Below are 12319 nucleotides of genomic sequence, written 5' to 3'. Positions count from 1 at the left end.
TGTTGCATAACCTGAGAGTTTTACGCATCCAGCAAACCAAGCCGGGTACTTGCACCTTCGGTGAACCGGAACGGGCCGGTTTCTTTCCAGAGTTGCCTCATGATGGCGGTACGGGTGCCTGAGAGTTTCCTGGGGAGGAATTGCTCCTACGGCGCCCGTCCATGGTGTGAACGGGACTCTCCCGCCATCCGTCTATGGCGTGTGCTGCCGGCCGGAGACCTGCAGCACACCACCATGTTACCCGCCTCGCCCCCAACGTCAAACAGGAACGGTGGCAGGAAAAGTCATAAACGCGTTCAGTTTGCGCCTGCAGTTAAACGGATGTAATCGGGATACTTCGCTGATAAGGAATCTCCCGATGAGGTGCCGGTGAGCCGTCGCTTGATCCACGGAGCCAAATGCTCCCTGGCCCAGCCCAATTCCTGCTTCAGTTTCTCGCCGCGCGAGTTCACCGCCAGCTCCGGCAGCGACGGCTGCTGGATCTTCGCAGACCAGTTCTCCTTGGTGATCTGCCCGGCGCCGAGCACGTCCAGGACCTTGGAGGCCATCAGCGTGTGGCCCAGCTCGTTCATGTGCAGCCGGTCCGGCGCCCAGTAGCGCAGGTCAGAGAATTCGCGCCATCGCCAGTAGTCGGCGATCAGCGCACCGTATTCGTCCGCGATTTCGCGGACCTTCTCGTTGTAGATGGCAGTGCGCGGACGGGTCTTGGAGAACAGCGGCGAGTCCACGGTGTCGAAACCGGTGAACAGCAACACCGTGCTTCCGGCTTCGGAAAAGCGGCGCACCATGCCGGCATAGCCGCGCATCAGCGCATCCAGGTCGGCCTTGGGCCGCAGGATGTCGTTGCCGCCGGCGTAGATGGAGACCAGATCCGGGGCCAACGCAAGGGCCTGGTCCAGCTGCTGGTTGATCACCTGGCCGATCTTCTTGCCGCGCACGGCCAGATTGGCGTATTCCCATTCTCCTTCGGCGCAGAGCACCTCGGCCACCCGGTCCGCCCAGCCGCGCACCTGGTTAGGGCGGACCGGATCCGCGTCGCCAACGCCTTCGGTGAACGAGTCACCCAGTGCCACAAACTTCTTCACTTCGCTCCTGCTTCGTTCCTTGCCCGGTGGGGCGGCTATGCGTTGTTGCCGGCAGCCTGGGCCGCCATGTTCTTCTGCATGATCAGCTGGCGCGCCAGCTGGCTGAGCTTCACCCCGGTGGAGGTCTCCTTGAGACCTTCATTGCGCGAGGGGATGAATCCGAAGCCCAGCTGGTGGGCCGGATCGGCGAAGGCCAGCGAGGAGTTCGCACCGTCATGGCCGTAGGCGAAAATCGAGCCGTAATTATTGCGCGCAGTGGCCTTCATGAATCCGAGGGCGAAGGCCTGCAACAGTCCATTGGTCCGGTCATGGCCGTAGACCAGTTCGGTGGATACCTGGGACCAGGTGTCGGCGGAAAGGAATCCGCGCGTGGTTCCCAGTGCCGGAACTGCACCGAAGGAGGCGGCATAGATGGCGGCCAGGCCGTGGGCGTTGGCCACCGCTCCCATGGATGCCGGGCCCAGTTCGCGCACCTGCGGCGCATTGGCCAGTTCGTGCCAGTTGTAGACCGGGCCAGTTTCCAGCGCGAACCCGGAGGCCGAATTCACCGCCAGTCCGGCCGGGGAAAACGGGTCGAAGAATCCGGTGGCAGCTTCGGCAGCTGGCAGCACATCGCGGTAGCGCGATTCCAGCGCTGGGTCCTGGCCGATGTAGGCCTCGGCGCCCAGCGGCTTGCGGATGCGCTCCTCGAAGACCTCCTTGAGCTCCTTGCCGGTGACCCGGCGGACCAGTTCTTCCATGAGCACGCCCATGGTGATCGCGTGGTAGCCGACGATATTCTGCCCCAGCGGCCAGACACTGGGCATGGAAGCGAGCACCTTGGCGTACTCGGCGGAGTCCAGGAGGATCTTGCTGGGCACGCCCCCGGGAACGCCCAGCACGCCGGCCTGGTGGCTGAGCACCTCGCCGACGGTGAGCCTGGATTTCCCGTTCTCGCCGAATTCAGGCCAGTAGGTGGCCATGGGCGCATTCGGATCAATCAGGCCATCTTGCACGAGCAGTGCCACGACCAGCGCGCCCAGGCCCTTGGTACAGGAGAAAACACAGGTCAACGCGTCGCCCGAGAGGTGCTCTCCGACGGTGTGGCTGAGCACCAGTTCTCCGCGGTGGTATACGGCCAGCTGCGCCGAGTAGCCTTCTTCCTCAGCGGCACGCGCTTCCAAAGCCTGGGCCAGGGGCGCGAAATCCTCAGTGATCACCGATTGCATCTAAATCCTTAAAGTGCTTGTTCCTCAACAACCAACCCTAACCGCAGTGCTCCCATTTCCCGAAGGTTCCACATGCTGTCCACCACCCAGCATATAGGTAGGTCAGCTCACACCTTTGAAGCGATTAAGCCACTCGCCGACGTAATAATGCCATTCGTCCCGCGATTCTGCGAGCCAGCTCAGAGCCCGGTTTGCCCACTTCATGCGCTGACCCTAAAGTTGTAAGGTTTGCCTACAAATTTGAAGGAGATGATCTTGATCGCATGACTGTGAACAGTGACACGGCCGTTACCGACGGCAAAGAAACAGAACTCCACCGGGTGATTGGCCCGAAGCTGCTGCTATTCCTCATCATGGGCGATATCATCGGCGCCGGCATTTTCGCCATTACCGGCAAGGTTGCCGGCCAGGTGGGTGGAGCCGCGTAGCTGCCGTTCCTGATCGCCTTCGCGATCGCGACCCCCACCGCCTTCAGCTACCTCGAACTGGTCACCAAGTACCCGCACGCAGCAGGTGCCGCCCTGTACATCCACAAGGCGTTCGGCATCCACTTCGTGACCTTCCTGGTGGCCTTCACCGTTGCCCGCTCCGGCATTACCAGCGCCGCCACCTCGGCCACCCTGGTCGGGCGGAACCTGCTGATTGGCATCGGCCAGTTCGTCGAGGGCGTTCCCAACACGCCTGAAGCGGGCATGTGGGCGGCTATTGCGGTGATCGTCATCCTCGCGATCATCAACTTCCGCGGCGTCGGCGAGAGCGTGAAGTTCAACCTCTTCCTGACCGTCGTGTCGCTGGCCATCATGGCCGCGATCATCGGCATCGGCTTCGCCGTGATCGCTTCGGGCCACGGAGACATCTCCCCCCTGGTGGTCTTCGAGACCCCGACCGACCGCAGCGTCTTCGCCGCCGTGACCATGGGCACCGCCATTGCATTCTTCGCCATGGTGGGCTTCGAGGACTCGCTGAACCTGGTGGAGGAAACCAAGAACCCGAAGAAGGTCTTCCCGAAGATCATGCTCATCGGCCTGGGCATCTGCGCCGTGATCTACATGCTGGTGGCCGTCACCGTCATCATGGTGATCCCCACCGGTGACCTGCTGAATCCGAAGAACCCGGATGCCGGCATCCTGCTGGATGTGGTGCGCATTGGCCTGCCGAATCTGCCGGTGGACGCGATCTTCCCGTTCCTGACCGTCTTCGCGGTGGTCAACACGGCGCTGATGAACATGATGATGGCCAGCCGCCTGCTCTACGGCATGGCCCGCCAGGGCGTGCTTCCGCAGTTCCTGGGCAAGGTGCACTCGACCCGGCGCTCCCCATGGGTTGCGATCCTGTTCAGCACCGCGCTGGCCATCGCACTGGTTGCCTACGTGAACCTGGATACCGGCAGCAGCATCGTCGGCTCACTGGGCGGCACCACCGCACTGCTGCTGCTGTGCGTATTCGCCGTCGTGAACGTCGCCCTGCTGGTGCTGCGCCGCGACAAGCCGGAGCCCGGCGCGTTCCGCGCGCCAACGATCATCCCGATCCTCGGCGTGGTCTTCTGCCTGTTCCTTGCCGGCCCTTGGGCTCGTTCCCGCGAGGACTGGGTACAGTACGAGATTGCCGGCCTGCTGCTGGTGATCGGCATCGTGCTGTGGGCAGTCACCTGGCTGATCAACCGGATCAATTACAAGAAGGGCGTCATTGAAACCCGCCCGGGCCAGTACTGATCCCTAGTTCTTAATGCAGCGATGCCCGCCGATTGATTCGGCGGGCATTGCTGCGTTAAGCGCGTTTTCTACGCCGCCTGCTCGACGGTTTCCTGGCGGAAACGAAGCTTGAGGCCGCGTTCGGTGCGTTGCCACCACGACGAGACCACGAGCACCGGGGAATCCGCGGGCTTCATGCGGTAGGCGAGCAGCACCATCTGCGCATCCACTTCGCGCGCCGCAAGCACCTGCACCGCACCGGAGCTTGGCAGTGCCGCCCCGGATTCCAGCATGGATCGGACCGTGGCCACGTCCAGCAGGCCCCCATGCCGGGTCACTTCCTGATAGCCGGGGTGCAGGAAGTCGTTCAGCTCGGCGAAGCTGGCGCGGATCTGCGGGTCGAGAAAACCCTGCTCCAGCTCATAGGCGGCGGCCGCGATGTCCATGCCGGGTTCTGGCGTGGCAGCGGTTTCTTCCGCCGGTGCTGGTGCCGCCTCCGTCTCAGCCGGAGAGCAGGACGAGGCTGATCCACCGGCAGTGTAGCCGGGTCCAGCCTCTACTGCCGTGCCCTGCTGGTGCGCGGTGGCAGCCGCGCGGGCGTGTCCGTCTGCTGCCTCGTTCAGCTCATGGCCGGCATGGCCCTTGACCCATTCAAAAGTGTATTTGCGTCCGGAAATGGCCTGATCCAGTTCCTTGAGGATGTCCTGGTTCAGTACCGGTTTGCCGTCGGCCTTCTTCCAGCCCTTTTTCTTCCACCCTGGCATCCATTTGCTGATGCAGTTGATCGCGTACTGCGAGTCGCACAGGATCTTCAGTTCTTCGTCTGGCAGGTGCTCGGTAGCCCGGAAGAGCTCGAGCACCGCCTGGAGCTCGCCCATGTTGTTGGTTCCGTGGTCCCAACCGCCAGCGGCCCAGTTGTCCTGGTCCACGTACCAGGCCCAACCTGCTGGTCCGGGATTCCCTAGGGCTGATCCATCCGCCGCTGCAATGATTGTCATGGTTTAATCCTGCCACGTTCACCGCGCCTCAGGGTTCCAGGCATAGGGCCATGTCGCCAGCGAATTCCTGCAGAGCGGAACACAGCATCCCAGCGGATCCATGCCTAAGATTGGGTTGTGAAGAAAATTCTGCCTGTACTGGCCACCCTAGCCTTGGCGCTCACCGCTTGCGGCGGCCCGTCGATCGAAGAGTTGCGCGAGCAGGATCCGCAGGGCCATACCGCGTGCGTGCACTTTGGCGGGGGCATGGTTGACCCCGAGGGCATGGGCGCAACGAACATGGCGAAAGCCGCTGAGCACGGGGCGAAGGCAACCACCGGAGAAATCAGCGCTGCCGTGGCCACCGATGATGCCGGCACGCCGAAGATCACCGACTTGGAAGCATTCCAGGAGGCGTGCGAGGGCCAGGGCTTCGACTTCGAATAAAGCGCAGCGGCCCGGGATCCGCTCCATGGGATGGAGCTGCTCCTGGGCCGCCAGGCTGGTTCTTCCGGAGCCTAGGCAGGGTACAGCGGGTTGTGTCCTGCCTGGACGCGTTCCTCGGCACGGACTTCGCCCGGTGCCGTGCCGTTCAGGAACGGGCCGTGCTCTGCCAGTTCTTCTCGGTCCGGGGCTTCGAGCCAGTTCACCAGATCCGGTCCCTTCGGAATGATCCCGGTCGGGTTGATGTCTTCGTGGACCACATAGTAGTGGGCCTTGATCTGCTCGAAGTCGATGGTGTCGCCAAAGCCTGGGGTTTGGAACAGATCCCGGGCGTACCCCCAGAGGTTGGGCATGTCGATGAGCTTGTTGCGATTGGCCTTGAAGTGGCCGTGGTAGACCGGGTCGAATCGCGCCAGGGTGGTGAACAACCGCACGTCGGCCTCGGTGATGTAATCGCCCATGAGGAAGCGGCGGGTGGATAGTCGTTCTTCGAGGTAGTCCAACGTGGTGAATAGCCTGTCGTAGGCATCGTCGTAGGACTTCTGGTCCCCCGCGAACCCGGCACGGTAGACGCCGTTATTCACCTCGGTGAAAATCCGCTTGATCAGCGGCAGCATCTCATCGAGCTGGTCATGGGCAATGAGATCCGGTGCGCCTTCACGATGGAATTCCTTCCACTGCGTGGACATGTCCCAGGTGATTTGCGGGTAGTCGTTGGTGACAACCGCGCCGGTGGGGATATCGACAATGGCCGGAACGGTGATCCCGCGTGGATAATCGGCAAAGCGCTTGAAGTAGTTTTCCTGGACCCGCTCGGTGCCCAGCACCGGATCCTTGCCCTCCGGGTCCAGGTCGAAGGTCCAGCTGCGCGCATCGTGGGTGGGACCGGGCAGTCCGATGGACAGCGCGTCTTCCAGGCCCAGCAGGCGGCGGACTATCAGGGTCCGGTTGGCCCATGGGCACGCGCGGGCGGCCACCAGATGGTAGCGGCCGGCCTCCACCGGCCAGAGCTGGGCGCCTTCGGACAGCCCTGCATCGGGATGCCCGATCTTGCTGTGGCTGTCCTTGTGCCCATAGTGCTCGGCGCTGGCATCAGCGACGATGCGGTCCTGGATGTAGTTGGTGTCCCGGGTGAATTCTCCGCCGGTGACGTAGGAGCCCTTGGTCGAGTATTCGTCGCTCATCGCATTCCTTCCAAAGAATTTTGCGGTCCCGTGCATAAACCATTCATGCCGAGACTATGGCAGTTGGACAGGTTTGGAAATGGCAGGGTGCCGATTGCCAGTACCCCGCCATATTCGATCTTCCTTAGGCGTTGACCGAGGCGCTGTCGCGCACGGTCGCCATGGCCTTGCTCCAGGCCAGAAGCTGCTCGAACATCGGCTGCACGCTGCCAGCGGACTGCCCGGTCGGTGCGAAGGTGGAGAAGTTCTCGAAGTCGGTGAACAGCGAGAACATGCCGGTCTTCTGCACATGGGCGATCTGCAGTTCGGAGAGGATTCCACGCAGGTGCTCCACCGCGCGCGAACCCATGGCGGAGCCGTAGCCGACCATGCCTGCGGCCTTGTTGTTCAGCTCGGCATTCAGGTAGCTCAGCGCGTTGGCCAAGGCAGGCTGGACAGAGTGGTTGTACTCGCCAACAATGAAAATGTAGCCGTCGAATTCACTCATCTTGGCGGCGAAGGCCTTGGTGTGGTCGTTCTGGTAGTTCTGGTAGGCGGCCGGGAAGGGCTCATCGAGAATCGGCAGGTTGAAATCCACGATGTCCACCAGCTCATAGTCGGCACCGCCGAATTCCTCGGCCTTGGCCAGCACCCATTGCGCGACAGACTGGTTGACGCGGCCTGGACGGGTGGAACCGGTAACGATAGCGATCTTCGACAATTCAATCTCCTTGGAGCTCTGCGGCCAACCACGTTAGTTGACACGTCATCATCTCTTGCCAAATCCCACTATACAGGAGATAATTGATGCGTCAACAAAATTTCAGCATCCCATTGGGCAGAACATGGTTAGGAAAGAGAATGAAGAGCGAAGAGACCCGCTGGCTCACCGATAGCGAGCAGGACCTCTGGCGAACCCTGCGCGAATTCCTCTGGCAGTTTCCCAGCGCCATGGACCGCCAGATGCTCCGCGATTCGAATATGCAGTCCGGCGAATACTCGGTGCTGGCCGTACTCTCGGAAACGGCCGAGCCGAGCCTGCGCCCGGCCGACGTGGCGACCGCATTGCGCTGGGATCGCTCCCGCCTCTCCCACCTGCTGCGCCGCATGGAAGCCAAGGGCCTGATCAGCCGCTGCTCGGATGAAACCGACCGCCGCGGGCACCAGATCACGCTGACCGCCCAAGGGCGCCAAACCATCGAAGAGGCCGCGCCAAGCCACGTGAGCTTCGTGCGTGAAACCATCTTCGACTCGCTGGACCCATCCGAGCGCACCGCCTTCGAATCGGCGCTGCCCAAGATCCTGGCTTCCCTGGAGCAGCAGGGCCTGAAGCCGGACGGGTGCTAGCTGGCCCTCTGGGCTAGTTCGCTCTTGGCTACCAGCTGGGCGAACTGGCCCCCGCGTTGGACCAGTTCGTCAAAGGTACCGGATTCGGCAATCCGGCCATCCTCCAGCACCACGATGCGGTCCGCCCGCATCACCGTGCTCAACCGGTGCGCGATGAGCAAGGTGGTGCGCCCCACCGCCAGCTCATCCAGCGCCCGCTGCACCAGTGCCTCGGTGACGGTATCCAGAGCACTGGTGGCCTCATCGAGCACCAGCACCTTCGGCTTGCGCAGCATGGTGCGGGCAATGGCCAGTCGCTGCTGCTCGCCACCGGAGAAGCGGTGCCCGCGCTGCCCCACCTGGGTTTCCAGGCCGTGCGGCAGGCTGCGGATCAGTGGCGCAATCTGCGCGGCTTCCAATGCATCCCAGAGCTCTTCTTCCGTTGACTCCGGCGCCGCCCACAAGAGGTTCTCGCGAATCGAGGCATGCAGCAGGTAGCTTTCCTGAGCCACCACGGAGACCGCCTGCGCGATCCCCTCGGGTTCGAATTCCTTCAGGTCAATGCCGTCGAGCAGCACCTGGCCCTCGGTGGGATCAAGCAACCGGGGCAGCAAGGATCCCAGGGTGGATTTGCCCGAGCCGGTAGCGCCAACCACCGCGGTCATGGTCCCGGCTTCCAGCTCCAAATTCAGCTGATCCAGGGTGGCGCGATCAGCTTCGGGGTAGCGGAAACTGACATTGCGCAACTGCACTTCGCCGCGCAGCTTCGCGGGTTCAACCGCCCGCGGATGCTCGGCTACCGGCAGCGCCTGGTCGGTATCGAGGTATTCGAAGACGCGGCTGAACAGGGCCATGGCCGAGATCCACTGGACCGAAATCTGCATCAGGCCCATGACCGGGCGGAAGATCCCGGCCTGCAACCCGGTGAAGGCCACCAGGGTGCCGATGCTCATGCCCTGCCCGGTCACGGGCAGACCTGCCACGATGTAGAGCACCGCGGGGATGGCAGCGAAGATGATGCTCATCGTGGCCATGCGCCATCGCCCGGCCAAGGCGCTTTTCATTTCCAGGTCGATGAGCTTGCGGCTGGAGTCTCCGAAAGCTTGGGCATCGGCGGTGCCGGTGCCCATGATCTTGGAGAGCCGGACCCCGGAGATGCTCAGGCGTTCTTCGATCAGCGAGGTCAAGTTGGACATCTCGCGCTGGCGCTTTCCTGTCACTGCGCGGCGCAGCTTCGCGGTTTGCTTGGCCAGCAGCACTGCTGGCGGCAGGACGACCAGGGAGATCAGGCTCAGCTTCCACGAAATCGCCACCATCGCGCAGGCGGTGGCAACGACCGTAGTCAGGTTCGAGGCAATGCTCGTGGCCGAATTGGTGATCACCGATTGCATCTGCCCCACATCGTTGACCAGGCGGGACTGCACGTCCCCGGAGCGGGAGTTGGTGAAGAAACCCAGGGATTGCTTCTGCAGGTGCGTGAACAGCCCGGTCCGCAGTCCATGCATCACGCGTTGGCCCATCAGGGTTGCCCGCCAGGTCTGGAGGACTTCCAGGATCGCGGTGGCCAAGGCGATCAGCACCAGTCCCCCGGCGCCCCAGAGCAGCAATCGGACGTTGCTGTGGGGAATGGCGTCGTCAATGAGTTCCCGGATGATGAACGGCTGGGCCAAGCCGATGATCGAGGATGCCACGATCAGCAGCATGACGGCAATCACCGATCCCAGATGAGGACGGAAGAGCCCGGCGATGCGTGCGAGCGACACCGGATGCTCGGAGAGCCACTGCTTGTCCTTTGCGGCATCCGCGGACCGGCCCCGTCCGCCACCGCCTGGATGCGGACCTGGCATTCCCATAGCGCTCATAAGCCCTCTCCTTGTCCTGGATTTCCCAAGTCCAGAATAACAGAGGGAACCTCACTATGTGGTTGCATCTTGAAAATGTCCGCAGAAACACACTATTCTTGAAAACATGCAGAACGACGAGTCCAAGCCTGACTTGGCAGATCTTTTCCTCCACGCTTCGCGCATGCTTCGCGGCAGGTGGAGGGACAGCTTGATTCCCCTGGGAATCACCCCGCACCAATCACGGGTGCTGACCCTGTTGGCTCGCGCCGAAGACGCAGGGCTGCGCAACTCGCAGCTTGCAGAACGATTGCATATTGCCGCCCGCTCGACCACTGAGGTGGTCGACCAGCTGGAGGCCAAGAAATTGGTCGTGCGCACCCCGGATCCAGCGGACCGCCGGGCCACGCTGATCGCGCTCAGCGCCACGGGCCGCGCCCAGCTCGGGGAGCTTGCCGAGCTGCGCCGTTCCAGCATGGATGGCTACTTCGACAAACTCGGCGACGAGGATCGCGCCGAGCTCACCCGGCTTCTGGCAATCCTCGACCGCGAAAACCCGCGGCCTGCACGCGGCGCGTGCCAGAACCCGGCCAAAGAAAAATAGCCGACCGCTGCCAGAACGAACCAGGGCCCCGGCACAGTGTGCCGGGGCCCTGGTTCTGGTTGACGCTGCCGCCTAGTTCTCGGTCTTTCCGCGGCGCCAGTATCCCATGAAGGCCACCTGTTTGCGGTCCACACCGGCATCGCGCACCAGATAACGGCGCATTTCCTTGACCGTGCCGGCCTCGCCGGCAATCCATGCGTAGAACGGCGCGGTGTTCGCTTGGCCGGTCTCCCACAGGATGTCGGCATCCACATCGATATCTTCCGGCTCGGCATTGGTATGCACCACTCCGGCGGCCGGAATCGCGACCACCTGGCGCAAGGCGGCCAGCAGCAATTCTCCATGCTCGTGGCTGCCGCGGGTCAGCCACTGCACCGAGACACCCGAGCGGGTGGAAGCACCGAGGATGTCGGTGGTCTCCGGAACCTCGATCAGCGCATGGCCGGTGACGTTCGACGGCAGCGCTTCGAGGATCGCGCAGATCGCCGGGGCGGCGGTTTCGTCGCCGGCCAGCACCACGCGGGTTGCCTCGCCGCGGCGGAACTCGATGCCGCCGTAGGTGGAGTCGTTCAGGGTCTTGTTCGGGCCCAGCAGCAAGAGCTGGTCGCCGACCTTGGCCCGGTCGCCGAATTCCGTCGCAGGTCCGCCCTGCAGTTGGCCGTCAACGATGTCGCCGTGCATCACGAAGTCGATGTCCAGCTCAGCGGTGGCCCCGATGTTGTCCCGGTGCCCTGCTTCGCGGAAGGCCCGCACCGTATAGGTGCGCATGTAGCCTCGGGTGTCCGGATCAATGGACAGCCAGCGCTTGTACCAGCCCTGCTGCTCGGCCGCGCTGGTCAGCGCCTCCGGGCGCATAGAGGCGATCTCGTCCGTCAGCGCGGTTCCGCCGGCCGGCGGCAGCAGCAGCTTGATGCGCATATCCAAAGGGTGGCTGTTGGTGCCGAAGTATTCCAGGTCCTCGCCGCTGACGGTGAGCCGGCGGAAGGACGGGGCCAGCTGCTGGCTCTTGACGACCGTGGTGTCGAAGGCCAGGGTCGGCACATGCTCATGGGCCGGGCGCATGGCCTGCGGATCGAGCTGGGCCGCGGTTTCGGCGGCTTCCTTCACGCCGGCGGCCTGCTTCGCCGCGGTGTCCCGCGCCGACGCTTCGCTGCGGTAGATGCCCTTGGTGGCCAGGACCTGTTCGGTGCGCAGCACGCGGTGCCGGCCAATGGGCAGCACCAGCGGGGTGCCGCCCACCGGGTCCGGGATCACGCGGCTTGGCATGCCGAAGACATCCTTGACAGTCTTTTCGGTGACCACGTCGTTGGGGTGGCCGGCGGCGTAGATCTTGCCGTGGCGCAGGGCCACCAGGTAGTCGGCGTAGCGGGCAGCCAGGTTCAGATCGTGCAGCACGATCACCACGGTGATCCCGCGGCTGCGGTTCAGCTCGCTGACCACATCCAGGACTTCGAGCTGGTGCGCCACGTCCAGGAAGGTGGTCGGCTCATCGAGCAGCAGCAGGTCGGTCTCCTGGGCCAGGGCCATGGCGATCCAGACGCGCTGGCGCTGCCCGCCGGAAAGCTCGTCCACCGAGCGGTCGGCCAGCTCGGTGGTGCCGGTCAGTTCCATGGCGCGGTTCACCGCCGCCTCGTCCTCGGCGGAGAAGCGCTTGAACAGGCCCTGGTGCGGGTAGCGGCCGCGGCTGATCAGCTCGCGGGCGGTAATGCCATCCGGGGCCGTCGGCGACTGCGGCAGCAGGCCCAGGGTCTTGGCGACCTCCTTGGCCGGCTTCGAGTGGATATCCGCGCCGTCCAGGAGCACCTGCCCCCCGGCCGGCTTCAGCAGCCTGGAGAGGGCGCGCAGCAGGGTGGACTTGCCGCAGCCGTTGGCTCCGACGACGATGCTCACCTGCCCGGTGGGGATATCCAGCGACAGCTCGTCGACGATGGTGACCTTGTCATAGGCCAAGGTCAGATCGCTAGCCTGCAAAGTGGCCAT

The 12319-nt window shown here is 63.5% G+C and carries 12 protein-coding genes and 1 riboswitch; of the genes, 5 read left to right on the top strand and 7 right to left on the bottom strand.

Translation table 11 applies throughout. The annotated features are described in order from the left end of the window. Nucleotides 1-96: 96 nt before the first annotated feature. Nucleotides 97-194: riboswitch (glycine riboswitch) on the bottom strand. 102 nt (nucleotides 195-296) lie between these two features. Both EKH49_RS13195 and EKH49_RS13190 read right to left on the bottom strand, forming a co-directional pair. Further along, nucleotides 297-1085, bottom strand: a complete 789-nt coding sequence (locus EKH49_RS13195; RefSeq protein ID WP_223308767.1) for an SGNH/GDSL hydrolase family protein — start codon at nucleotides 1083-1085, stop codon at nucleotides 297-299. Between the two features lie 35 nt (nucleotides 1086-1120). Then, nucleotides 1121-2293 (bottom strand): serine hydrolase domain-containing protein, encoded by a 1173-nt coding sequence (locus EKH49_RS13190; protein ID WP_128471196.1) that lies wholly within the window; start codon nucleotides 2291-2293, stop codon nucleotides 1121-1123. A 263-nt stretch (nucleotides 2294-2556) separates the two neighbouring features. Between EKH49_RS13190 and EKH49_RS17120 the strand changes: the two genes are divergently transcribed. Next, nucleotides 2557-2721 (top strand): hypothetical protein, encoded by a 165-nt coding sequence (locus EKH49_RS17120; RefSeq protein WP_330857438.1) that lies wholly within the window; start codon nucleotides 2557-2559, stop codon nucleotides 2719-2721. Beyond that, a complete protein-coding gene (locus tag EKH49_RS13185) occupies nucleotides 2722-4005 on the top strand; it encodes an APC family permease (RefSeq protein ID WP_330857442.1) in 1284 nt (427 codons plus the stop codon). Between the two features lie 68 nt (nucleotides 4006-4073). Here the strand turns inward: EKH49_RS13185 and EKH49_RS13180 are convergent, their stop codons facing one another. Then, nucleotides 4074-4982: an RNase H family protein gene (locus EKH49_RS13180; RefSeq protein ID WP_128471195.1), complete on the bottom strand. Its 909-nt coding sequence runs from the start codon at nucleotides 4980-4982 to the stop codon at nucleotides 4074-4076. A gap of 117 nt (nucleotides 4983-5099) precedes the next feature. Between EKH49_RS13180 and EKH49_RS13175 the strand changes: the two genes are divergently transcribed. Continuing rightward, nucleotides 5100-5408, top strand: coding sequence for a hypothetical protein (locus tag EKH49_RS13175; RefSeq protein ID WP_128471194.1), 309 nt, complete (start codon nucleotides 5100-5102; stop codon nucleotides 5406-5408). Nucleotides 5409-5479: 71 nt separating this feature from the next. On the opposite strand, the gene EKH49_RS13170 is transcribed toward EKH49_RS13175, so the two are convergent. Beyond that, nucleotides 5480-6589 carry a glutathione S-transferase C-terminal domain-containing protein gene (locus EKH49_RS13170; RefSeq protein ID WP_128471193.1) on the bottom strand — a complete coding sequence of 370 codons (1110 nt, stop codon included), beginning with the start codon at nucleotides 6587-6589 and terminating at the stop codon, nucleotides 5480-5482. A gap of 124 nt (nucleotides 6590-6713) precedes the next feature. Then, on the bottom strand, nucleotides 6714-7289 hold the full coding sequence (locus EKH49_RS13165; RefSeq protein WP_128471192.1) for an NADPH-dependent FMN reductase: 576 nt from the start codon (nucleotides 7287-7289) through the stop codon (nucleotides 6714-6716). 140 nt (nucleotides 7290-7429) lie between these two features. Here EKH49_RS13165 and EKH49_RS13160 point away from each other — a divergent pair, with 140 nt between their 5' ends. After that, nucleotides 7430-7915 carry a MarR family winged helix-turn-helix transcriptional regulator gene (locus EKH49_RS13160; RefSeq protein ID WP_128471191.1) on the top strand — a complete coding sequence of 162 codons (486 nt, stop codon included), beginning with the start codon at nucleotides 7430-7432 and terminating at the stop codon, nucleotides 7913-7915. On the opposite strand, the gene EKH49_RS13155 is transcribed toward EKH49_RS13160, so the two are convergent. Continuing rightward, nucleotides 7912-9756: an ABC transporter ATP-binding protein gene (locus tag EKH49_RS13155; protein WP_128471190.1), complete on the bottom strand. Its 1845-nt coding sequence runs from the start codon at nucleotides 9754-9756 to the stop codon at nucleotides 7912-7914. The genes EKH49_RS13160 and EKH49_RS13155 overlap by 4 nt on opposite strands. A gap of 106 nt (nucleotides 9757-9862) precedes the next feature. Between EKH49_RS13155 and EKH49_RS13150 the strand changes: the two genes are divergently transcribed. Further along, nucleotides 9863-10339 carry a MarR family winged helix-turn-helix transcriptional regulator gene (locus tag EKH49_RS13150; protein WP_073707932.1) on the top strand — a complete coding sequence of 159 codons (477 nt, stop codon included), beginning with the start codon at nucleotides 9863-9865 and terminating at the stop codon, nucleotides 10337-10339. Nucleotides 10340-10411: 72 nt separating this feature from the next. Here the strand turns inward: EKH49_RS13150 and EKH49_RS13145 are convergent, their stop codons facing one another. Next, a complete protein-coding gene (locus tag EKH49_RS13145) occupies nucleotides 10412-12319 on the bottom strand; it encodes an SIP domain-containing protein (RefSeq protein WP_128471189.1) in 1908 nt (635 codons plus the stop codon).

This window comes from Glutamicibacter sp. HZAU (assembly GCF_004100365.1).
Taxonomy (GTDB): Bacteria; Actinomycetota; Actinomycetes; order Actinomycetales; family Micrococcaceae; genus Glutamicibacter; species Glutamicibacter nicotianae.
The sequence above is the reverse complement of the archived record's forward strand: the minus strand, read 5'-3'. Positions and strand labels throughout refer to the sequence as shown.

Excerpts from the sequence above, each read along its gene's own strand:
- EKH49_RS13190 (WP_128471196.1), bottom strand. The coding sequence starts at position 2,293 with ATGCAATCGGTGATCACTGAGGATTTCGCGCCCCTGGCCCAGGCTTTG.
- EKH49_RS17120 (WP_330857438.1), top strand. The coding sequence starts at position 2,557 with ATGACTGTGAACAGTGACACGGCCGTTACCGACGGCAAAGAAACAGAA.
- EKH49_RS13180 (WP_128471195.1), bottom strand. The coding sequence starts at position 4,982 with ATGACAATCATTGCAGCGGCGGATGGATCAGCCCTAGGGAATCCCGGA.
- EKH49_RS13170 (WP_128471193.1), bottom strand. The coding sequence starts at position 6,589 with ATGAGCGACGAATACTCGACCAAGGGCTCCTACGTCACCGGCGGAGAA.
- EKH49_RS13160 (WP_128471191.1), top strand. The coding sequence starts at position 7,430 with ATGAAGAGCGAAGAGACCCGCTGGCTCACCGATAGCGAGCAGGACCTC.
- EKH49_RS13155 (WP_128471190.1), bottom strand. The coding sequence starts at position 9,756 with ATGAGCGCTATGGGAATGCCAGGTCCGCATCCAGGCGGTGGCGGACGG.
- EKH49_RS13150 (WP_073707932.1), top strand. The coding sequence starts at position 9,863 with ATGCAGAACGACGAGTCCAAGCCTGACTTGGCAGATCTTTTCCTCCAC.
- EKH49_RS13145 (WP_128471189.1), bottom strand. The coding sequence starts at position 12,319 with ATGGCCACTTTGCAGGCTAGCGATCTGACCTTGGCCTATGACAAGGTC.